The sequence below is a fragment of the Funiculus sociatus GB2-C1 genome, from assembly GCF_039962115.1.
Classification (GTDB): domain Bacteria; phylum Cyanobacteriota; class Cyanobacteriia; order Cyanobacteriales; family FACHB-T130; genus Funiculus; species Funiculus sociatus.
The window spans coordinates 1-20,891 of sequence record NZ_JAMPKJ010000036.1; the positions used below are offsets into that span (position 1 = coordinate 1).

The 20,891-nt window shown below is 45.5% G+C and carries 20 protein-coding genes and 2 pseudogenes; 9 read left to right on the forward strand and 13 right to left on the reverse strand.

The genetic code is table 11. The features are described from left to right. Positions 1 to 152 precede the first annotated feature (152 nt). Positions 153 to 683 (reverse strand): calcium-binding protein, encoded by a 531-nt coding sequence (locus tag NDI42_RS17045; RefSeq protein ID WP_190453248.1) that lies wholly within the window; start codon positions 681 to 683, stop codon positions 153 to 155. A 201-nt stretch (positions 684 to 884) separates the two neighbouring features. On the opposite strand from NDI42_RS17045, the gene NDI42_RS17050 reads away from it, so the two are divergent. Further along, positions 885 to 1,445 carry a phycobiliprotein lyase gene (locus tag NDI42_RS17050; protein ID WP_190453086.1) on the forward strand — a complete coding sequence of 187 codons (561 nt, stop codon included), beginning with the start codon at positions 885 to 887 and terminating at the stop codon, positions 1,443 to 1,445. Between the two features lie 110 nt (positions 1,446 to 1,555). Here NDI42_RS17050 and NDI42_RS17055 read toward each other — a convergent pair whose 3' ends face one another. Further along, positions 1,556 to 2,224 carry a hypothetical protein gene (locus NDI42_RS17055; protein ID WP_190453090.1) on the reverse strand — a complete coding sequence of 223 codons (669 nt, stop codon included), beginning with the start codon at positions 2,222 to 2,224 and terminating at the stop codon, positions 1,556 to 1,558. Positions 2,225 to 2,369: 145 nt separating this feature from the next. Continuing rightward, positions 2,370 to 4,412 carry an S-layer homology domain-containing protein gene (locus tag NDI42_RS17060; protein ID WP_190453093.1) on the reverse strand — a complete coding sequence of 681 codons (2,043 nt, stop codon included), beginning with the start codon at positions 4,410 to 4,412 and terminating at the stop codon, positions 2,370 to 2,372. Between the two features lie 238 nt (positions 4,413 to 4,650). Here NDI42_RS17060 and NDI42_RS17065 point away from each other — a divergent pair, with 238 nt between their 5' ends. The 5 genes from NDI42_RS17065 (at position 4,651) to purU (ending at position 10,429) form a co-directional block, all read left to right on the forward strand. Then, on the forward strand, positions 4,651 to 5,670 hold the full coding sequence (locus NDI42_RS17065; RefSeq protein WP_190453095.1) for an ABC transporter ATP-binding protein: 1,020 nt from the start codon (positions 4,651 to 4,653) through the stop codon (positions 5,668 to 5,670). Then, complete coding sequence (locus tag NDI42_RS17070) at positions 5,670 to 6,473, forward strand: ABC transporter permease (RefSeq protein ID WP_190453098.1); 804 nt, start codon at positions 5,670 to 5,672, stop codon at positions 6,471 to 6,473. Before NDI42_RS17065 ends, NDI42_RS17070 begins: the two co-directional genes overlap by 1 nt. A 122-nt stretch (positions 6,474 to 6,595) precedes the next feature. Continuing rightward, positions 6,596 to 8,443, forward strand: a complete 1,848-nt coding sequence (locus tag NDI42_RS17075; protein ID WP_190453101.1) for a GldG family protein — start codon at positions 6,596 to 6,598, stop codon at positions 8,441 to 8,443. 166 nt (positions 8,444 to 8,609) lie between these two features. Further along, positions 8,610 to 9,578, forward strand: coding sequence for a DUF4340 domain-containing protein (locus tag NDI42_RS17080; protein WP_190453104.1), 969 nt, complete (start codon positions 8,610 to 8,612; stop codon positions 9,576 to 9,578). Next, complete coding sequence (gene purU / locus NDI42_RS17085) at positions 9,575 to 10,429, forward strand: formyltetrahydrofolate deformylase (RefSeq protein ID WP_190453107.1); 855 nt, start codon at positions 9,575 to 9,577, stop codon at positions 10,427 to 10,429. The genes NDI42_RS17080 and purU overlap by 4 nt, the downstream gene beginning before the upstream one ends. Before the next feature lie 81 nt (positions 10,430 to 10,510). Here purU and NDI42_RS17090 read toward each other — a convergent pair whose 3' ends face one another. The 4 genes and pseudogenes from NDI42_RS17090 to NDI42_RS17105 all read right to left on the reverse strand — a co-directional run. Beyond that, the gene (locus NDI42_RS17090; RefSeq protein ID WP_190453110.1) at positions 10,511 to 11,215 is read right to left on the reverse strand and encodes a hypothetical protein; all 705 of its coding nucleotides are present in this window, start codon (positions 11,213 to 11,215) and stop codon (positions 10,511 to 10,513) included. 66 nt (positions 11,216 to 11,281) lie between these two features. Beyond that, positions 11,282 to 12,853, reverse strand: coding sequence for an alkaline phosphatase D family protein (locus tag NDI42_RS17095; RefSeq protein WP_190453114.1), 1,572 nt, complete (start codon positions 12,851 to 12,853; stop codon positions 11,282 to 11,284). Between the two features lie 188 nt (positions 12,854 to 13,041). Further along, positions 13,042 to 14,631 (reverse strand): alkaline phosphatase D family protein, encoded by a 1,590-nt coding sequence (locus NDI42_RS17100; protein ID WP_190453117.1) that lies wholly within the window; start codon positions 14,629 to 14,631, stop codon positions 13,042 to 13,044. A gap of 101 nt (positions 14,632 to 14,732) precedes the next feature. After that, a pseudogene (locus NDI42_RS17105) lies at positions 14,733 to 15,323 on the reverse strand (phytase); the annotation flags it as partial. A gap of 492 nt (positions 15,324 to 15,815) precedes the next feature. On the opposite strand from NDI42_RS17105, the gene NDI42_RS17110 reads away from it, so the two are divergent. Further along, positions 15,816 to 16,046 (forward strand): DUF433 domain-containing protein, encoded by a 231-nt coding sequence (locus NDI42_RS17110; RefSeq protein ID WP_190453121.1) that lies wholly within the window; start codon positions 15,816 to 15,818, stop codon positions 16,044 to 16,046. 20 nt (positions 16,047 to 16,066) lie between these two features. Then, positions 16,067 to 16,374 (forward strand): annotated as a pseudogene (locus NDI42_RS17115) (DUF5615 family PIN-like protein). Positions 16,375 to 16,406: 32 nt separating this feature from the next. Here NDI42_RS17115 and NDI42_RS17120 read toward each other — a convergent pair. From NDI42_RS17120 to NDI42_RS17140, 5 genes are all read right to left on the reverse strand, one after another. Continuing rightward, positions 16,407 to 16,577, reverse strand: a complete 171-nt coding sequence (locus NDI42_RS17120) for a hypothetical protein (RefSeq protein WP_190453124.1) — start codon at positions 16,575 to 16,577, stop codon at positions 16,407 to 16,409. Continuing rightward, on the reverse strand, positions 16,578 to 16,802 hold the full coding sequence (locus tag NDI42_RS17125) for a DUF6887 family protein (RefSeq protein ID WP_190453127.1): 225 nt from the start codon (positions 16,800 to 16,802) through the stop codon (positions 16,578 to 16,580). It abuts the gene before it with no gap. After that, on the reverse strand, positions 16,799 to 16,978 hold the full coding sequence (locus NDI42_RS17130) for a DUF6888 family protein (protein ID WP_348231440.1): 180 nt from the start codon (positions 16,976 to 16,978) through the stop codon (positions 16,799 to 16,801). Before NDI42_RS17130 ends, NDI42_RS17125 begins: the two co-directional genes overlap by 4 nt. A gap of 97 nt (positions 16,979 to 17,075) precedes the next feature. After that, complete coding sequence (locus NDI42_RS17135; RefSeq protein ID WP_190453130.1) at positions 17,076 to 17,261, reverse strand: hypothetical protein; 186 nt, start codon at positions 17,259 to 17,261, stop codon at positions 17,076 to 17,078. 671 nt (positions 17,262 to 17,932) lie between these two features. After that, a complete protein-coding gene (locus NDI42_RS17140) occupies positions 17,933 to 19,990 on the reverse strand; it encodes a hypothetical protein (RefSeq protein ID WP_190453133.1) in 2,058 nt (685 codons plus the stop codon). Positions 19,991 to 20,289: 299 nt separating this feature from the next. Between NDI42_RS17140 and NDI42_RS17145 the strand changes: the two genes are divergently transcribed. Then, the gene (locus tag NDI42_RS17145) at positions 20,290 to 20,520 is read left to right on the forward strand and encodes a WD40 repeat domain-containing protein (protein WP_242017570.1); all 231 of its coding nucleotides are present in this window, start codon (positions 20,290 to 20,292) and stop codon (positions 20,518 to 20,520) included. Between the two features lie 12 nt (positions 20,521 to 20,532). On the opposite strand, the gene NDI42_RS17150 is transcribed toward NDI42_RS17145, so the two are convergent. Continuing rightward, positions 20,533 to 20,823, reverse strand: coding sequence for a hypothetical protein (locus NDI42_RS17150; RefSeq protein WP_190453283.1), 291 nt, complete (start codon positions 20,821 to 20,823; stop codon positions 20,533 to 20,535). Positions 20,824 to 20,891 lie beyond the last annotated feature (68 nt).

A 20,891-nucleotide genomic window follows, 5' to 3' on the forward strand; every position in this document is an offset into this window, starting at 1 on the left:
ATCTAAACGGGCTGAGCATGATTTCTATGACCAGATTTGGTTCTCTCGCATCCGTTCATTAACCTGTCACCCTTGATCTACCAAGCATCTACAAAGATGTGTCAGGCAGTCAGGACTTTTTCCTCTTCCCCAATCCCCAATCCCCAATCCCTTCATCTTTTCAACCATTGCGCGACAGTGAAGCAGCCGTCTTCAGTATGGATAAACTCCACACCGCGCATCTTCACAATAGGCTGGTCGCGGTAGGATACGCAAAGCCAACCACCGATGGCAAAATCCACGCTTACCTCATTGGAGAGAATATGTTTTAAGCGTAGGATGTCGGTACCAGATTCATCCTCAATAGTGTCAAAACCATCGCCGGGAGAGTAAACGTAGATATCATTACCTCTACCGCCAAACAAGCGATCGCTATCTTTACCCCCAACTAGAGTATCATCGCCATCGCCCCCGAATAAGCGATCGCGTTTTTCGCCACCTAGCAAACAATCATCTCCATCTTCTCCGAACAGGGTATCTTCACCCTCTCCACCCTGAATCAAATCATTCCCTAGACCGCCGTGGATGATATCATTACCTTCTTTCCCAACCAGCGTATCATCGCCAGCGTAACCAAAAATAACATCATCGCCTTCAGTAGCTTCGATGTAGTCATCTTTAGGGGTGCCGTGAATTCGTGACATGATGCACTTTAACCAAAATCCGAGACTCTTAACCTTTTTATAAACTAGAGGCTACGCAGCAGCACTCTCTCTGGCGACTGGTAAATAAACCTACCCATAAACAGGTGTAAAATCTAAGCGGCAGTTAAAATCCCGATTAAGGATTGAAACAATTAAGATATTCAAAGTGCTGTTAACAAAGTATTAGACCTAATTTGATTCATGGATATTCAAGAGTTTTTCCAGAAAAGTGCTGGCAAATGGTTTTCTCAGCGTACCAGCCACCATTTGGCTTTCAAACAAGCAGAAAGCGGCAAGTCAGACATCAAAATTGAAATGGTAGCAGCAGACGATCCAGAAGTGATTAAGCTTTGCCAGCAATATGAAGTTGATCCTGCCTTAGCTTGGGGTGGCGCTCGTGTTACTTGGGATGGAACAATGGAATGGGATAAGGAAAAACACACTGGAACAACCGTTCTCGTTCCGATTGCCGACCCGGATAAGCCGAATGAAGGTAAGTTGCTGCGTGACATGGGCTATGCGGAGAAAGCATCTGTTGCTGGTCGCTACATCATGGGCAGCGATGAAGCGATGACGTTAATTACAGAGTATGAAACTATGTACTCTGAAGAACGCATTTGGTTTGCTAGTCCTAATTTGCGGTTAAGAAGTAGTATTTTAAAGCGATTTGGTGGCTTTTCTATGGCTACTTTTTGTTCAGAAATTCGCATGGGTGGTACGCAGCCAAAGCCAGAAGAAACGGATGCGGCTGTTAGTCAGTAGTCCATTGTTCGTAGCTAATAGCTAATTGCTCTTTTCGTGAAGGCGAGATACCCGACTTTCTAGAGAAGTCGGGTATCCGAAGCGCAACATATGCTATCAACAATTAGCAATTAGCCATTTTTATCGCTTTTTGAAGCGTCATCTTCATCGTTATGAGCGACAGCTTTCAACTTCTGGTAAAAATCAGAATCATCCGTCTGGGGAATGAATTGGTGAATCGGACGTTTACCAACACTCCAGCGTGTCCAATCGGCTTGGCGGACGATACGGGTGTCCGGACGACGAGCCAGACCCGCAGTGATCCCTTCAGTTGCAGCCTCGGCGAGGTTGGGTGTTTCTGCTGGAGGCATTTCGGTGACACCTACCGGAATTTTTACCTCGCCAGATGTGGTTAAAGCGATCGCATCCTCTGGCGGGGTAGAATCGCTATAAATCGCTTCTTCTATCGCCGCATTATCAGAGGCTATTTCCCATACAGTATCGACTGGTTCCAGCAAATTGTGAGGAAAATTGCGCGAAATTAGTCGCTCAAAATCATGATTAAAGTGATATAATGCCCGACCACGCCTAGTCCAAGCACTTAAAATTTGTTCCACAGAAACCGCTTTGTAACGTCCCTGATAAAGCGCCTCAATTACAGCAAAACGCACCCAACTGGCGGCATAGTTTTGCAGCCACCGGGTAACTAATTCCTCTGGCTTGTAACCCCCCAGTTCAAAACAATAGTGAACAAGCAAAGCTACGACGTAGACCGCAGCTGAGTCTTGGGTTGATGTCATCAGAAGTTAAAATAGCAGACCAGAAACAATGTTAGCGGTCATTGGTTATGTGTCAGGGAAGAGTTATCAAGGAAGGAAAGTTGAAACGTTGTCAGGTTATAACAACTTTCCCACCTTTAAACCTTAACAAACAACAAACAACTGACTAAACAGACAGTCGTCCAGTGGCGACCAATGCTTGATAAACCATAGCAGCTGCTTCGGCCCGTGTGGCTTCGCGGTTTGGGTTAAGTTGTGCTGGTGAAGGATAATTGACAATTATGCCTCTTTGCGTAGCAGCAGCAACAGCGGGACGGGCGTAGGCTGGTATCTCATTTCGATCTTCGTACCTTTCTAAGAGTTTTTCATCCCCCGATGGGAAACCTAAGCCACTTACTAGGGAGACAATTAACTGAATTCGCATCACTTGCTGCTGGGGACGGAAAGTTTGATCAGGAAATCCAGTAATGAAACCGCTGCTGTAGGCTTGTTGAATTGCGCCCTGCGCCCAAAAATCAAGGGGGATATCTTTGAATTGTATAGGTGGACGTTTGGGAGTGGGGTTAAAGGCTTTAATTAGTAAAGCAGCAAATCCAGCGCGATTGAGTTTGTCGTCTGGTTTGAAGGTGCCATTAGTAAAGCCACTGATTAAGTTTTGAGTAGCTAATGGGCGAACGTAAGTTTCTCCCCAGTGTCCTTGAATGTCGCTGAAGGTAGGAAGGGTGGCGTCGGGGTTGACGATGTAGGGACTTGAGATTGCCTGAACTTCCCCAGTTGCCACTAATGCCTGATATATTAGTGCTGCGACTTCAGCTCTAGTTATATCCCGCATCGGTTGCAGTAGACTGGTTTGGGGATAATTCACAATTATCCGCCGCGTGGTGGAAGTTGCTACTGCGTCTGTAGCATAGCTAGGAATTTGAGCGCGATCGCTATATACTCCCAATACGCTAGGATTGCCGCCAGTAAGTGACAAGCCAGAAACTAGAGATGCGATCGCTTGCACTCGCGTTAAATTTTGTCCCGGTCGAAATGTACCATCAGGGAAGCCCGAAATAAAGCCCATTCCTGCTGCTTTGCGAATAGCATCCTTTGCCCAAAAATTATCAGGAACATCGGTAAATATTCCAGATCCCGGACGTGGCGGTAAATTAAAAGTCTTCGCAATTATCGCCGCATATTGGGCGCGAGTAATTGGCGCTTCCGGCTTGAACGTACCATCCGGAAAACCACTAATCAAATTTTTCGCAACCAAAGCCTTAATAAAAGCTTCCGCCCAATGACCAGAAACATCCCTAAACTGAGCAGGGCCAAGTATAAAACTAGAACCAGTCGCCTGAGTCGTCACAAAATCGATTCCTCCCCGTACCCGCGCCGGATTCAGGAGATTTCCCGCAGAAACGATGCTAAAACGGGTATTATTTTGCAAATCCGCTTCCCCGTTATCCCGGATAATATTGCCAGCAGGATCTTGACGACTGCCTAACTGTGGTTTAGCTTCCTCAGCAACAATTAACCCTGCTTGCGTATTCTTCTCAATCAAATTATTACGCAACACAGGTTTAGCATTACCAGACAGAGAAATCCCCACTCTATTCGCAAAAACTTTGTTATCTGTAAGCAGAGGAGCCGCCTTATCTCCAATTAAAATACCGTAACCAGTATTTTGAGCCACATTTCGCCGCACTTCCCCCTTAGCATTGCGTAACACAGAAATACCACTGGCAGAATTTTGACTAAACACATTATCCAAAATTAGCGGTTTAGCCGTGCCAGTCACAAACACGCCATCGCGACTGCAAAGAGTGAAAGTATTATTAGCCAGCATTGGCGATGTTGATTCTATCCAAACCCCGACTCCCTTAACAGCGCTATTTGTCACCGTTACCCCCCGTAATTGGGCATTTGTTTCCAGACGCAGGGCGATATTTTGGGAACCAAAGCTAGGACTGATAAATTCCCCGCTACCATCAATTTGAACACCCTTGCCTTTGGTGGATTCATTTCCCACCACCGTCACCCCAGAAGGGATAACTAGAGGGAAAACCTCGCCACTAGCAGCGTTGTAAGTTCCAGCAGCCAGTTGAATTGTGGTTCCGGCTTCAGCCTGTCTTATGGCGCGGGTGAGGGTTTTGTGTGGTGTAGATGAGTTTCCGGGGTTAGTATCTTTTCCAGTAACTGGGTTGACATAAAGCATTAGTTGAACCATATAGTAGAGAGTTTAGTGATTGGTAATGGGGAATAGGAATAGGGAATGGGGAATTGGGAATTGGCAACTATTCTCCCCAATCCCACACAAAGGGGAATAGGGAATAAACAATTATTCTCCCCCAGTCCCTAATCCCCAGTCCCCAATCCCCAATCCCAAACAAAGAGGAATAGGGAATAAACAACTATTCTCCCCCAATCCCCAATCCCCAATCCCCAATCCCCAGTCCCCAACAAAAATGATTGAAGTTGAACATTTAAGCAAAATCTATGGTTCTACCCCAGCGATTCAGGATGTCACCTTTAAAGTGGAACCTGGAGAAATTTTGGGGTTTTTGGGGCCGAATGGCGCAGGAAAAACCACAACCATGAGGATTTTAGCTGGATATTTACCAGCTAGCAGCGGCAGTGCCAAAATTGCCCAGTACGACGTGCATGAAGATTCTATGGCAGTGCGGCGACGAATTGGCTATTTACCAGAAACGCCGCCTTTGTATCCTGACATGACAGTGGAGGGATTTTTGGATTTTGTGGCGCGGATCAAGGGCGTGGCTAGGAAAGTAAGACGCGATCGCGTAAACTCAGCAATGGAACGCTGCAACCTCACCGAAAAGCGCAAAGTCCTAATCCGCAAGCTTTCCAAAGGCTACAGACAGCGAGTAGGCATTGCCCAAGCTATTGTCCACGATCCACCTGCCATTATTCTAGATGAACCAACCGTCGGACTCGATCCCCGGCAAATTATCGATGTCCGCAATTTAATTAAAAGCCTTGCTGGTAGCCACACCATCATCCTCTCAACACACATCTTGCCAGAAGTCAGCATGACTTGTAGCCGGGTGGCAATTATCAATCGCGGTAAAATTGTTGCTACCAACACTCCAGAAAACTTGGTCGCGCAACTAGCTGGAGGTTCTGGCTACGAACTGGAAATCGATGGCGATGAGGAAGCTGCACAACAAATGATTCAAGTTTTGCCGGGAATTCGGTTTGTAGAATCAATCGCCAATAAAGATTTACCGCCCAATCGCAGCCAGATCCGTGTAGTATCAGAACCGGGTGCAGAACCGGGACGAGATATTGCAGCGGTTTTAATTGGTGCTGGTGTGGCTTTGTATGAAATGCGCCGCACTAGGGCTAATCTTGAAGATGTATTTTTAGAACTGACGACGGCAGAAAAAATCCTGCCGATTGTAGATTCGGATGCGTCTGAATCTTCGTCAGAGTCAGCTACCGAAGCAGAGGAGACAACAACTTAATGGGCGTGGTACTTAGTAACATTGTGGCAATTTACCGCAAGGAGTTGCAAGGATATTTTGCTTCGCCACTAGCTTATTTAGTAGCGGGTGTTTTCTGGCTTTTATCAGGCTTCTTTTTTGTCTGGATTTTAGTAGAAATCATTCAACAAGTAGCTTTGGCTGACTTGCAAGGACAGCAAATTGGCGTACCCGTTCCGCCTGTAGATGTTCCTTACGAGTTTTTGCGAAGTTTTTTATATGTAATGGGTTGGTTGGTGTTGTTTGTGTTGCCAATTCTTTCGATGGGACTTTATTCTGAGGAACGCAAGCGCGGGACTTTGGAACTATTGGCAACGTCACCACTGACGAATTGGGCTGTGGCGGTGGGTAAACTTTTAGGAGTGCTGACGTTCTTTACAGTGATGGTGCTGCCGTTGCTTTTGTATGAAGCGATCGCATTTAGTGCAGCCAGTTCCCCCGTTCCCCCAGGAGTACCATTACTCGGTCATGCTGGATTAATATTACTTGCAGCAGCGGTTCTGAGTTTGGGAATGTTTATTTCCTCTCTTACTGAAAGTTCAATTGTGGCAGCATTTCTCACCTTTGGATTAATTTTAGCTCTCTGGCTAATGGATCTTGCCGCTAAATGGATCGGCGGTTCATTCGGAGACGCTTTGGGACATTTATCTTTGCTGAAGCACTACAACAACTTAGTCCAAGGCGTAGTAGATACCAGCAGTCTAATCTTGTTTGCCAGTTACATTATTTTAGGGTTGTTTCTCACAGCCCAATCCATCGATGCTTTACGATTCCAGCGTTCTTAATTTGGAGAATGGGGAATGGGGAGAAGCTAAGAGTAAGAATTGAAGAGTTATTAATTTATTTAAAACTCGTAACTCAGAAGCTTAAACCCCCATTAGCAATTAGCAATTAGCAATTAGCAAAAATGAAGAACATCAATTGGAAATATATAAAATATCTCTTTTTGCTTGGCCCCTTTTTGACAATGGCGGGTCTAGTCGCTGGGTTTGTCTCCAACAGTTGGGGGGCGGTACCAGTAGGCTTGATTATTGCTGGAATAATAATACTTGGGCTGTGGTTGCTATTTGTAAGCACTGCGCCAGACAGTTTTTGGGGAAAACGATCCACTCAAGCTGGGACGAATGCTTTAGCAGCAACGCTGTCTATGCTGGTGATTTTGGGGCTGATTAATTTCTTGGGCGTTCGCCGTGCGTTGCGCGTAGATTTAACAGAAAATCAGCTATTTACTCTCGCCCCCCAATCGCAGCGAGTGGTGGCAAATTTGCAGCAACCAGTCAAGATTTGGGTTTTTGAAAGCAACCCAAATCCTGAAGCCCGACAATTACTAGAAAATTATCGACAGTATGGTTCGCAATTTAATTTTGAGTTTGTTGACCCGCAACTGCGACCGAACTTAGCCCAAAAGTTTAATGTCCAATTACCAGGAGAAGTTTATATAGAATCTGGGACGCGGCGAAAGTTAATTCAGACGCTGAACCAAGAACAGAGAGAGAACCTTTCAGAAACGCAGGTAACGAATGCGATCGCGCAAATTACAGGCGATCGCGTTGGTAAAGTATACTTCCTTCAAGGTCACGGTGAAAGACCTCTAACTGCGGTACAAGGCGGACTTTCACAAGCGATAAGCAACTTGGGGGAGAAAAATTACACCGCCGAACCACTTAATTTAGCTAAAACTCCGACAATTCCTGAAGATGCTACTGTGGTTGCGATCGCAGGCCCGAAAAAGGCACTGTTTGCGGGGGAAGTCAAAGCGTTAAACGATTACCTGAAACGCGGCGGTAGCTTGTTAGTAATGGTAGATCCCAATGTTAATCCCGGTTTGGACAGTCTGCTAAAAGAGTGGGGGGTGAAACTAGATAATCGCCTTGCTGTTGACCTTTCTGGACGGCAACTTGGACTAGGCCCTGCGATTATTATGGTGACACGCTACGGTCAGCATCCGATCACTAAAGATTTCGGTGAAGGTCGTTCTTTTTACCCCTTGGCGCGACCAGTTCAAACTACATCAATTGTGGGTATTCAGGAAACACCTTTGCTGATTACTAATAACGAAAGTTGGGCGGAAAGCGATCCCGAAAACGACCAGCTAGAGTTTAATCCTCAAAGCGATCGCCAAGGGCCTTTAACTCTCGGTGTCGCCCTGAGTCGCGGATATGCCCCCCAAAGCGCCTCTGTACCATCTCCAAGCCCTACAGGTTCCCCAAGTCCGACAGCTTCACCCACAGCTTCACCTAGTCCGACAGGTTCACCATCTCCTTCACCAAGCCCAACAGCTTCACCTAGTCCGACAGGTTCACCATCTCCTTCCCCAAGTCCAACAGCTTCACCTAGTCCGACAGGTTCACCATCTCCTTCCCCAAGCCCAACAGCTTCACCCACGGCTTCACCTAGTCCGACAGCTTCGCCCACAGCTTCACCTAGTCCGACAGCTTCGCCCACGGCTTCACCAACAAACCCAGAAAATACTTCCCAAAAGCCAGTGGAATCTCGCCTCGTTGTAGTAGGAAACTCTGACTTTGCTACCGATGGTTTGTTTGAACAACAACTCAATGGAGATGTCTTTCTCAACTCTATCAGTTGGTTAAGTAAACAGGATGAACAAACCCTATCTATCCGTCCCAAAGAAATAAAAGACCGCCGCCTCAACTTGTCACAGCAAAAAGCAAATTTAGTAGGTTGGATGGCTGTGTTGATTATGCCTTTAATTGGGTTTGCTACAGCGGGATTTGTTTGGTGGTTAAGACGCTAGGAATTTTGGATTTTGGATTGATGCCCAAGTTACCTTCAAACAGAAAAAAATTTTATTGCTCTCCACCTCCCGCCAGTAAGGGGTAGCAAAGGAAAAATTTTTATTTACGAGGGGGGTTGGGGGTGAGGTAATAATCTGAAATCTAAAGTCAACTAATAGGCTGATTATGAAGTTACAACGAACAACACTAATTTTGATGGTATTAGCGCTTGGTTTAGGCGGTTTCGTTTATTTTTATGAAATTAAAGGCGAACCCCAACGACAAGCAGCACTGGTGAAACAAAAGCCAATCTTTTCTTTTACTAAAGACCAAGTTCAAGCTTTAACAATTAAAACTCAGGAACAGACTTTACAATTTGAGCGGATGGGACAGAATGCTCGCCAAAAGTCAAGTCTTTCTGAGTGGCAGATGAAAGCGCCGAATGATAACCCAGCCAGCGATCCGTATGTGTCGTATTTGCTAAATTTGCTAGTGGATAGTAAAAGCGATCGCATTCTCAGCGTCCCCGCTACCCAGCTTCCAGAATATGGATTAGACAAGCCTTTAGCTACCGTCGAAGTAAAATTGAACAATCAGCAAACTCATCAGCTGATTCTGGGGAAACCTGACTTTAACAACAGTTTCTTGTATGCTCAAGTTGACCCCCTTAAATCGCCTTCTGGTCAGCTAAATGTGCTTTTGGTGCCGCTAGAATTTCAGTATGGTGTAAATCGTCCTTTGTCAGAATGGACAGCAAAGGACGAGACGAAAAAAGAAACACCGTCACCCAGTCCCTCGGCTTCCCCAGAAAATCCGAAAAACAATACTTCTGACAAAACACCGTCACCCAGTCCTTCCCCTTCACCAACAGCATCACCATCCACTTCAGGAAAAGCCAGCCCCTCTCCTTCGCCAGTGAATCAAAAACCTGATACTTCTAAAAAAGCAGCGCCATCAAATTCAATTAAGCCCAGCCCCTCTCCTTCACCAGTAAATCAGAAAACCGATACTTCTAAAAAAGCATCACCATCCACTTTAGAAAAAGCTAGTCCATCACCTTCGCCAGAAAATCAGAAAACCGATACTTCTAAAAAAGCAGCGCCATTACCATCAAATTCAATTAAGCCCAGCCCCTCTCCTTCGCCTTCACAATGAACAATCCCACCGCAACACTGCTAGTTTCCTGTCCCGATCAAAGGGGGCTGGTGGCAAAAATAGCTAATTTCATCTACGCTAACGGCGGTAATATTATTCATGCCGATCAACACACTGATTTTGCTGCTGGTTTATTTCTTACTCGAATTGAATGGCAATTAGAAGATTTTAATTTGCCGCGAGAGTATATTGCTCCAGCGTTTAACGCGATCGCGCAACCTCTACAAGCTAAATGGCAGCTGCACTTTTCTGACACTGTACCCCGCATTGCCATCTGGGTAAGCCGTCAAGATCATTGTCTATTTGACCTAATTTGGCGACATCGCGCCAAAGAATTCTCCGCCGAAATTCCCCTAATTATCAGCAACCATCCCGATTTAAAAGATGTAGCCGCTCAATTTGGCATCGACTATCATCACATTCCGATTACCAAAGAAACCAAATCCGAGCAAGAAGCTAAACAATTAAACTTATTAAAGCAATATAACATTGATTTGGTTTTACTGGCAAAATATATGCAAATTGTCAGCCTGGAATTTATTGCCAAATTTCCGCAAATCATCAATATTCATCACTCATTTTTACCTGCTTTTGTCGGTGCAAATCCCTACCACAAAGCTTACGAACGCGGCGTAAAAATTATCGGTGCTACAGCACATTATGTCACCGCCGACTTAGATGCGGGGCCAATTATTGAGCAAGATGTTGTGCGAGTCAGTCACCGGGATGAGGTTGATGATCTAATTCGCAAAGGGAAAGATTTAGAGCGAGTCGTGTTAGCAAGAGCAGTGCGATCGCATTTACAAAACCGCGTATTAGTCTACGGCAATAAAACAGTAGTATTTGAATAAATGCTGAGCAACCAATAAAAAATACGCACCCGATATGCAAGGGTGCGGATTATCAAAGCGCGATCGCAATCAATTGTAAAACTACTTAGCCAATTTGGATTTGCGCTTCAACACTGAACCAACGCCTAAAATACCAAAGGCTAAAACACTTAAAGCAGAAGTAGGTTCAGGAACCCCAACGCGGACATTATCAATGCCGATAAAGGCGGCACCATCATCATCGCTACCAGACGCAACCAGCCGGAGTTCATCAAACTTCACGCCCGAAATTGAGAGCGTAGAATGCAGTAAGGAGCTAGTTTCAATAACTCCGAAATCAGCTAATGCTACCGAGTTACTTTGTACCAGGTTTCCATCTAAAAACGCCTCTAGAGTCAGAAGGTTATTTGAAGGAGAAAATAGCTGACTGAAAATATCTAGACTTGCAGATGATTCTACTTTGCCCGTAGTAATCCGAGTTGAACCAAATCGTCCAAAGCTGGCTTCGGGCCCTTCAGCATAGCCGCCAAAGGTGAGGTAATTGGAATCTGAGAAGAATTCCCCTAGATAATCTTTCGTAGTACCTTCTATATAAAAAGCAGTCGCCTCCGGGGAAAGACCTGTATCTAAATCAAAGAAAGTAATTTTCTCATTCGTAATCGTTGTTCCTGAAAAGCCTTCCGAGAAGTTATCGAAGCTGATAGCTGCCGCTAGCGTAGGAGAGGCAAATGCTACAGAAGAGACAATCCCAATGGTAGAGAGTCCAGTGTAGAAATGCGAGTTGAGAGCGCTTTTGTTTTTGAGCATTGTGTATTTCCTCACGTCAGAAAAATTTGGTGAAATGTTGGTATTTGCAATACGCGCCAAATCGAACTAAACACGCATCGCGCCCGGTCGCCCGTTTTCAACGACAAACGAAGCTAGGGTGCTAATAGAAGCATTCGGGTCGAGAATGGTTGAGACTACGCGGAAATCGGACTGCCAAGCGTTGCGCGTCAGCTTGCAACGGACATAACCCCGGTATTGCCCATCGAAGAACTTAGTATGGGGGTTTTCAGGCAATGCCGCTTGAACTGTGGCAATAGCTGCTGTTGGGAAATCAGAGGTGATGGACGTTCCCACAAACTCAGTAGCAACGGTTGGCGAGGCTGGGTTTTGAAAGTCAGTCTTCAAGTCGTGTACCCAACTCGAATGAATATCGCCAGTCAGCACGACTGGGTTATTTGGCTTGCGGTCTTTGATAAAGCCAAGGATACGGTTGCGAGAAGCTACGTAGCCATCCCAAGCATCCAAGTTGAAAATTTCAGGCGATCCAGCAACAAAGTCATATTCCGCCATCATCACCTGCTGCGCGATGACATTCCAGCGAGTCTGCGACTTGGACAATCCTTGGAGTAGCCACTGCTCTTGCTCCCGACCCGTCATGGTGGCATCAGCAGCGAAAGCTTCAGCGCAACGGGGTTTAAATCCGTCGCCGCACGGCTGATCGCTGCGGTACTGACGGGTATCCAGCACATTGAATTCAGCTAAATCCCCAAAGGTCAAACGCCGATAAAGCCGCATATCCGCACCTTTTGGTAGGGCAGCAGCACGTAGCGGCATATGCTCATAGTAAGCTTTGTAGGCGTTGGCTCTACGATTTACAAACGCCTGCGGACTTTGACCGTCTTCGGGTATCAAGTCAGCGTAGTCGTTTTCAACTTCGTGGTCATCCCAAGTGACAATCCAGGGAAACGCCGCATGAGCCGCCTGTAGGTTTGGATCGGTTTTATACAGTGCGTGGCGGTTGCGGTAGTCGCTAAGGCTGACGATTTCCGGACTGTTATGTTGACGTGGCCCAATGGGTAGCGGCCCGTATTCGTAGATGTAATCCCCCAGGTGAACAACAAAGTTCAGGTTTTCCTCAGCCAAATGTTTGTAGGCTGTGTAGTAGCCGTTTTGCCAATCTTGACAGGAGGCGAAGGCAAAGTTTAGCTGGTTGATAGGAGTACCGAAGGCGGGTGCGGTGCGAGTCCTTCCAATGCGACTGACTTCGTTACCTGCTTTAAACTGATACCAATACCAGCGATCCGGCTGCAACCCACCAACGACGACGCGAATCGAGTGACCGAGTTCGGGGGTAGCGATCGCAGTTCCCCGCAACACCACCTTACTCATGTTCTCGTCGGTAGCAATTTGCCACTGCACCGGGACATTTACCGATGGCATCCCGCCTCCATTAAGCGGATCGGGAGCTAACCGCGTCCACAGCACAACGCTGTCTGGAAGCGGATCGCCGGAAGCTACGCCAAGAGTAAACGGGTAGCCGGAAAACCTCGGCTGGGCAACTACTCGACTAGAAAATTGAGTAGCGATCGCTAATCCAGTCAATGCCCCACCACCAACCAACAAGCCCCGCCGTCTCAACCGAGTTGATAACAAACGCTCGAAATCAAAGCCATTCATAGAATACCTTTGCTACTTTTTTGCTAAAGAAAAAACTGACAAAAACGCAGGCTGTTGAGCATCAAAATTGCATAAAGCCATCGACAGTGCTTAAGTAGCAACCAACGTACAGACAAAACTAATCCCGCTACTATTGACAAACACGCTGATTTATGAAATCTCAATGCCCAACCGCTGAAGTGTGGAACCTAGACGCGCTTTACAACTCCTCGATCCGGTAACTCAAAGGAAGCTGCTGTGGTTATAGGTGTATTGGGGTCAGGTACAGTCGTTCTACCGGGCGCAGACTCAGGCAGCAGTCGGAAGTCAGTCCGCCAACGTTCGCGAGTCAGGTCGCAGCGGACGTAGCCGCGCTGCCGACCGTTGAAATACTTGACCCACGGACTTTCTGGCAGAGCCGCCTCAATGCGATCGCTAGCTCCGAAGCCAGAGGTGATTGAGGTACCCACGAATTCAGTACCCACGGTGGCAGAGTTGGGATTATTGAAATCCGCTTTCAGGTTGTTAACCCAGCTAGAGTGGGTGTCACCCGTGAGGACGACGGGATTGGATGGTTTGCGTTGTTGCAGAAAGTTGAGTATCCGGTTGCGGGGAGCCACATAGCCATCCCAAGCATCGACGTTGAAAACATCCTCCTCGCCTGCTGTCCAGTCGTGCTGGGCAAAGACGACCTGCTGGGCAAGAACATTCCAGCGCGACCGAGAGCGATCGAGACCTTGGAACAGCCACTGCTCTTGCTTTTGACCTGTCATTGTAGCGTTTGGATCGAAAGCTTCGGCACAGCGCGGCTTGATTCCGTCGCCACAAGGCTGATCGCTGCGGTATTGGCGGGTATCGAGTACATTGAACTCGACTAAATCCCCAAAGCTCAGACGACGGTATAGCTGCATATCAATCCCCTTAGGCATGGAAGATTGGCGCAGCGGCATGTGTTCGTAGTACGCTTTGAAAGCGTTGGCGCGTCGAGCCAGAAATGCTTGCCGTGACTGTTTTTCAGGGTCTTGCGGAATCTCATCTGCCCAGTTGTTATCTACTTCGTGATCGTCCCAAGTGAAAGTCCACGGAAAGGCAGCGTGAGCGGCTTGTAAATTTGGATCGGTTTTGTAAAGGGCATGGCGGTTGCGGTACTCTTCTACTGTCACCGGCTCCGGCCCATTGTGAGAACGGATTGCCTGGGGATTCGCTGCTCCCTCGTAGATGTAATCACCCAGATGCACAACCAGGTCAAGATCCTCTTCAGCCATGTGTTTATAGGCTGCGAAATAGCCAGCTTCCCAAAGCTGACACGAGGCGAACGCAAAGCGGAATCGATCGACGCGAGAACCGAGAGCTGGAGCCGTGCGAGTTCGTCCTATCTGACTAACTTCCGAACCCGCTTTGAACTGATACCAGTACCATTGGGCAGGTTGGAGTCCACCGATAACCACCCGAATCGAGTGACCAAGTTCTGGAGTAGCGATCGCAGTTCCCCGCAACACCACCTTACTCATGTTCTCGTCGGTGGCGATTTGCCACTGTACGGGTACATTCACCGATGGCATCCCGCCTCCATTTAACGGATCGGGAGCTAACCGCGTCCATAGCACAACGCTGTCTGGAAGCGGATCGCCGGAAGCTACACCAAGGCTGAAAGGATAACCGGAAAATCTCGGCTGGGCAACTACTCGACTTGAAAATTGAGTAGCGATCGCGAGTCCAGTCAGACCACCCGCACCAATCATAAATCCTCGCCGTCCCTTCCGGCTTGATAGCAAGCGCTCAAAATCAAAACGATCCATAAACACCCCTCAAAATTGCTAATTATTAATTGGCAAAAATTTCTAAGTTGGGTTGAGCTTCCCCAGCAAATGTGCTGGGTTTCTTTCCTCAACCCAACCTACTAACTCAAATTCGCTCTTCTTTGTCTTTTCCGCAACAAATATCCCATACCAAATATTGCCAATAGCGTGAAGCCATTAGTGCTTGGTTCGGGAACAGATTTCGAGTTATCTTGACGCGGATTGAAGCTAGTAGTATCAATTAGTAAAGGATTAGGGAAAGCATTTGCTATGTTTTCCCAACCTACAAACTTAAAGTTACTGCTGACATTCTCAAATTCTTGGTCTTCCTCATCAAAGAACAAGACTTCTGGATCGTTATAACCATCTTGAGTGACGAACAAACCAAAGGGAAATTTTGACCCCGAAGGCACGTTAATTACAGCACCACCATCAGATTCTTGGACTGCATCAATATCCCCAAAATCCCCTACACCGAAGCTACCCAGATAATCGTTACCGGCTGCACGGTTGTAAACAGCAGAGGTATTATCGCCTTGGCTAGAAGCCAGTAGATAACCTTCACCATCGCCGCCATAATATATAGTTAAACCCTCAACGTCCGCCTCTAGATTGCTACCTTCTGGCTTAACTGCATCGATAAGAACGCCATCGGTGCCGCTGGATGGTTCGGCAGAAAATTTCCAATTGCCTTTCCCCATTACTTCTCCTCATCAAGATGCACACCTCGGCTCAGCAATACATAGTGTTTTTACTGAGGGTTTTTCAGCTTGGGTGGTAATAATCCGTAAATCTACGGATTGTTATCAACCTAAGCCTACGGTCAAGACATTAGGAGAAGGTTATCTACGTGTAATGGGAGTAATAAGACGGGTCATCTTCATCAAAACTTCACAATCAAACCGCCAATCCAGCACAATTATGAAGTTATAGCGATCGCGCAATTCACTCGACGTATAATTAACAACACTAGCTTCTAAGTAAAGAATGAAGCGTATAGCGGCAATGTGCAATCAAGGATAGCGATGGGTCGCATTATCGCTCCTTTCTTTGACTCAAGCGATCGCTATCTCTACCAGGTCGGCTCCAGCGATGCGTAGAATATCGCTCATCCCTACTCATAGCAGCAAAAGAATGAGAAGTTAGGCTAAAGTGGCTATAGAAATACCAGGCTTCACTTTGCCATGAGCTATCGCAACATCATTACAATCGAGCCAGGTAAACGTGGCGGTAAGCCCTGTATCAGGCGAATGCGGATTACCGTGTACGACGTTTTGGGTTGGTTAGCAGCCGGGATGTCTCATGCAGAAATTTTAGATGACTTCCCAGAGTTAACAGAGGAAGATATTATAGCTTGCCTGGAATTTGCCGCTGATCGAGAACGTCGTTTAATTGCTGTAGTAGGTGAAACTTGAAACTGCTGTTCGACTAAAACTTGAGTCGGAAGTTAGTGAATCGGCTGGCTGATATATTCCCGGATGCTAGCCATATTCAGTTTCACAAGCTCACAGAGGTAGACGATAGCGAAATTTGGGAGTTTGCCAAAATTCAAGGGTTTTGTATTGTTACTCAGGATGCTGACTTTGCAGAAAAAAGTCGTCTTTACGGTTCACCACCAAAGGTGATTTGGCTGCGGTGTGGCAATACACCCACAAGCAACATGGAAGCAATACTTCGATCTGGGCAGAGGCAATTCAAGAATTAATCGATAGTGCTACTTTAGATTGTCTTGAGCTTTATTGACGAACAAACTTTAAAATTAATTTTATTATCTATCAATGGCGATCGCTGTTTCTTTTGAGGGCGCGATCGCTACCTGCCCAATCATCGCATTGAAATGGTGGAAATGGATAAGATTGTGAGTGGAAAACGAGATTGGTTTCTACAGCAATTTTAGTTCTGCTGAAGGAAGCGATCGCATATGGATCGTCAAGATACTGATACATTTAGACAGCCGCTTCACCGTTACTATCGGAGGCTTGCATTTGCCGCCGAACTGTTGCTTGGATTTTGGCATCAAAGTCAGGATCGTCTACGGTCGTAATAATATGACGCGGGCGGTCACTGAGCCTATCCAAATAGGCTCGAAGAGCCATCTTGTCCTCACGATGTCTAAGAAAATATTGTCTTAATTCCTCATCGGACATAGCAGCATAGTTAACTTGGCTCATGAGAACACCTGCCCATTTGGAGTAATCTGGAATTCAAGGTTTTCAGTATTTCCAGCCAAAACATACAGGTTACTTGTTCGCTCATCAATGCAGACAAGATGTATGGGCTGAAGCATAATATATGTTAACCAATAGCTAAGACGATATAAACCTCTCAGTTGGGCATTAGTAGGCATTCAAACCACTCATGGCACACGCCAATTATCCTAGCACCTGCCCGCTCGCTCTTTTTTTCGCCTTAGGCGATCGCTATCTGTGCAACCATCGCTCTCCTTAATAATTGTAATACGTGTGATCGCTGTCTTTTTTGAGGGGGCGATCGCTACCTGCCCAATCATTGCGTTGGAATGGTGGAAATGGATAAGATTGTGAGTGGAAAACGAGATTAGTTTCTACAAAGAAGCGCGATCGCTCTCTCCCAATTGCCTTTCCCCATTGCTTCTCCTGATCAAGACGCACCCCTCTGCTCAGCAATACGTAGTGTTTTTACTGAGAGTTTTCAGCTTGATTAGTAACAATCCGTAAAACTACGGATTGTTATCAACCTAAGCCTACGGTCAAGACATTAGGAGAAGGTTATCTGCTTGTAATGGGAGCAATAAGACGGGTAATCTTCACGAAAACTTCACAATCAAGCCGCCGATCTGGCACAAATATGAAGTTATCGCGATCGCGTAGTTAAATTAATGTATAATTAATAAGATTTACTTCTAAGTAAAAAATGAAGCGTATGGCGAAAAGAGCGATCGCACTTGCGACATCGCGTGTTGGTATACGGAAATCGCACAGTAGTGTTTGAGTAAAAATAAAGAAGCTTTAAAATAATTTTTTGTATGCTAAGAAAATCTAATTAATGCCTTATAACAACTACTATAACTAAGAGTAAAAACAGTGTTCTTCTCAAAGATATTAGCTAGCAAACCTATAAAGCATTATTACCTTATAGTAGTATTTCTAACGTATAAGTTTATAAAAAAGCTGTCAACTTCCACTATATAGCAATCCTAAATAATTCGTGAAAACCACATCCCCGACTTCTCTTAGAAGTCGGGGATGTGAACCTCTGGCATCTCACAATTCAAATAGGATTGCTATACATAGCATCACAAGAACGAGAAGAGGATTCCCCCTTAAACTGTACTATATTTTTGACCAATTTCTTTAAGCATCGTAGTCATATTCTGCTTGTCAGATTCATCATATAATCTATCTACTACATCTTTCAACTTAAACAACTCTTTTATATGTTGCTTGTCAGATAGCAGTGAGATTAATGCCGTTTCTGTCTTGACAAATCTTGCTAAATCTTCGTACTCGATTAAGTTGTTTTTCCAGATGAGCCTGCGCTCTGTAAATACAATACCCTCTTTCGCATCATGCCACATACTATTGTCTATCAAAGCGATTACCTTCTCATCAGAATTAACAGATAACCAAGTAGACAGCGCATTTGACAACTTATCCAAGGGCATGTTAGGAGCAGAAAAACCTTCCTTAAAACTGTATTTCTGCACGTTCTTTTGAAGGAATTCTCCCAAAGACCCTGGTAATGGATCTTCAGTCAAGGTATAAGTTCGAGTTTCTAACTGGCGCAGTACTGCCTGATCTCGTTTTTTTTGCCCTTTCAAAAATGACCAAATCAAAAATGCTGTACCTGATGCCACAAGAGCAGCACCGCCAGTTATTGCACTCACTCCACCAAGAGCCGACATTGTAGTAGTGATAGCAGCAGCACCGGACAGCGTACCAGTTACTCCCAAAGCGCTGGCAGCAGTCCAAGCCGCTAAAACAGTGGTGGCACCAGCTATTGTTCCTGTACCGATAGCAATCCCCAGATTTTTTTGATCTTCGCTATCCATTTCTGAGACTAAGGCAATAGACAGCATCCCTGCGGCTCCAATTAGTGCCGCTCCTCCTGTTGCTACGGCTAATCCACCCAGCATTCCCAAACCACCAGCCGCAACAGAACCACCACCTAAAACGGCTAAAGTTGCATTTGTTGCAGCGGCTCCAGACAAGCTACCAATACTAACACCCGTTGCTGTTTCTGCTCCAATCGTAGTCAGCATTTTCGTAGCTTGCGGAACAATTGCTGCGCCTTGTTTTTTCGCACGCTCCAGTTTATGTCTGAAGTCATCAGCATCCTTTACGAGATCATCTACTGTTTGAGTAAATTTTTCTGGATTGTCTAAATCCTGATCTCTTGCTAATAAGTAAACAACTTTAGCATTTTCTGGGATATCTGCATTCTGGATAAACGAGTCTAGGGATTTTAACGTTGCTTCATCGGTTGTTTTTTTGCCATCACGTACCGCCTGATAAATCGACAGGTAATTTGTTTTTTGTTCAGAAGTTAGTTCTTTAGTATCATTAATCTGTTTGATAAGAATAAAATCAACTGTTAATGCTCTTGATTTTGCACTTGCTATCGAGTAAATTCGTTTGATTTCTAAAGGTAGGGAAGAGCTTGCAACAATCGAGTCTAAATCTGTGAGCGCTTTAAAGTCAGGTACAGGTTCTTCAGCGCGGACGTATGCGTAGGTTCCTATGATTCGTTTCTTCTCTGTATCAGGCAGTTCAGATTCAGCTAATGTGGATTCAATGGCTTGCTTAATTCCGAGTAAGCGCGAATTAGTACTGGCAAGTTGATAACGCTGTTGAATTCTAATATCTAGTTTTGAGGAATATATCACATAATCAAGAAAATCTAATGCAATCAAATCGTTAATGTACTTGGATTCCTCGATTTTGTCATACACGGATGTGCATTTATCTTTACTTGCTTTTTGGACAAATTGCGTGTTTTTCTCTATTTCTTGATGAATTTGGTAGTTTATGCTAGATTCTCGGTCGTATAAAGTATGAAAAACTACAGTAATATCTTTACCTTTTTGACCACGACCTTTGATAGTAATTTCTTGATTTTCTTCCGTTCGGGGGATAATCTCTACGGAGCAAGTCTCTCCAGAACGCAAAGGAAAGGTTTCCTTTCCCCCGTTCTTAGCTGTTGTATAAGGAACAAAAATATGATATTTCTCTACGATAGAAATATTTTTTCCTACTTCCTTGCTATCAGCTATAGCGGTAGCTGGATAAAGCAAGTCTTTTGCCATCAGGCCGAATGTACCTAAAGCCAGATAACTAAGAAAATAACGGCGGCTCAGAGTGGAAATACTTAGTTGAGGCATGACTAATATTTTTATATTTCTGGAAGTGTTGCACAGTTGTTGCTGACCGAGCTACAACCTACTCATTATTAGCATTTTTAGTCCATCATCACCACATTGGAAACGCCACCCGAAAATTATTAGAAGCTGACACCAGGCCAGTGCGACCGTACCAAGAATCACAATTGAAGTACCAGAAGAACTATTAGAGTAACTGGCACAAGTAGGCGACAGCGATCGCCAAGTAGCATTGCTGGGTATGGGCGGGTTTGGCAAAACTGCGTTGTCTGGAAAGCTAGCAGAACAGATTCAGCATAATTTTGAGTACGTTACATAGCGATCGCACTGTGCAGTTGTGGGATGTTAGTAGCAGTGAATGCCTGAAAGCTTTCCAGGGACATACTAATGGAGTTTGGTCAGTTGTCTTCAGTCCAGATAGTCAAATATTCGCGAGCGGCGGTCAAGACGAGACGATTAAGCTTTGGGATGTAAAGACAGGCGAGTGCCTAAAAACCTTGAGAAGTGAAAGACCTTATGGTATGGGGGGATGAACATCACGGGCATCACCACATCTGCCACTGTAGCGATCGCATTCTCCTCACTCTCAGAGTGCGATCGCTCGTTTTTTCAGATAGGCGATCGCAGATCATCTTCGGCAGATAGGTGATTGAGCCATTATCAAATGGCAAGCTTGCTAGAAAATAGTAGAATTCCAGCCTCAAATTTACTAAACGCACTACAATCTTTATCGCGGCGCTGCTTGATAGAAGAACAAGGAAGTTTTTACACTCTTCCACCTGTACTGAAGCAATATGCGATCGCAAAGAATTATCCCAAGAATACTGAACCGTCAAATTAACTTTGCTCGGTAGTCCCTGTCTATCTTTATACTAGAGAAAGGCTACTCATTTTTAGTGGAGCA

Bases quoted from the DNA above. Each gene is read 5' to 3' on its own strand.
- NDI42_RS17045 (WP_190453248.1), bottom strand. From the start codon at position 683: ATGTCACGAATTCACGGCACCCCTAAAGATGACTACATCGAAGCTACT.
- NDI42_RS17050 (WP_190453086.1), top strand. From the start codon at position 885: ATGGATATTCAAGAGTTTTTCCAGAAAAGTGCTGGCAAATGGTTTTCT.
- NDI42_RS17055 (WP_190453090.1), bottom strand. From the start codon at position 2,224: ATGACATCAACCCAAGACTCAGCTGCGGTCTACGTCGTAGCTTTGCTT.
- NDI42_RS17060 (WP_190453093.1), bottom strand. From the start codon at position 4,412: ATGGTTCAACTAATGCTTTATGTCAACCCAGTTACTGGAAAAGATACT.
- NDI42_RS17065 (WP_190453095.1), top strand. From the start codon at position 4,651: ATGATTGAAGTTGAACATTTAAGCAAAATCTATGGTTCTACCCCAGCG.
- NDI42_RS17070 (WP_190453098.1), top strand. From the start codon at position 5,670: ATGGGCGTGGTACTTAGTAACATTGTGGCAATTTACCGCAAGGAGTTG.
- NDI42_RS17075 (WP_190453101.1), top strand. From the start codon at position 6,596: ATGAAGAACATCAATTGGAAATATATAAAATATCTCTTTTTGCTTGGC.
- NDI42_RS17080 (WP_190453104.1), top strand. From the start codon at position 8,610: ATGAAGTTACAACGAACAACACTAATTTTGATGGTATTAGCGCTTGGT.
- purU (WP_190453107.1), top strand. From the start codon at position 9,575: ATGAACAATCCCACCGCAACACTGCTAGTTTCCTGTCCCGATCAAAGG.
- NDI42_RS17090 (WP_190453110.1), bottom strand. From the start codon at position 11,215: ATGCTCAAAAACAAAAGCGCTCTCAACTCGCATTTCTACACTGGACTC.
- NDI42_RS17095 (WP_190453114.1), bottom strand. From the start codon at position 12,853: ATGAATGGCTTTGATTTCGAGCGTTTGTTATCAACTCGGTTGAGACGG.
- NDI42_RS17100 (WP_190453117.1), bottom strand. From the start codon at position 14,631: ATGGATCGTTTTGATTTTGAGCGCTTGCTATCAAGCCGGAAGGGACGG.
- NDI42_RS17110 (WP_190453121.1), top strand. From the start codon at position 15,816: ATGAGCTATCGCAACATCATTACAATCGAGCCAGGTAAACGTGGCGGT.
- NDI42_RS17120 (WP_190453124.1), bottom strand. From the start codon at position 16,577: ATGTATCAGTATCTTGACGATCCATATGCGATCGCTTCCTTCAGCAGA.
- NDI42_RS17125 (WP_190453127.1), bottom strand. From the start codon at position 16,802: ATGAGCCAAGTTAACTATGCTGCTATGTCCGATGAGGAATTAAGACAA.
- NDI42_RS17130 (WP_348231440.1), bottom strand. From the start codon at position 16,978: ATGCCTACTAATGCCCAACTGAGAGGTTTATATCGTCTTAGCTATTGG.
- NDI42_RS17140 (WP_190453133.1), bottom strand. From the start codon at position 19,990: ATGCCTCAACTAAGTATTTCCACTCTGAGCCGCCGTTATTTTCTTAGT.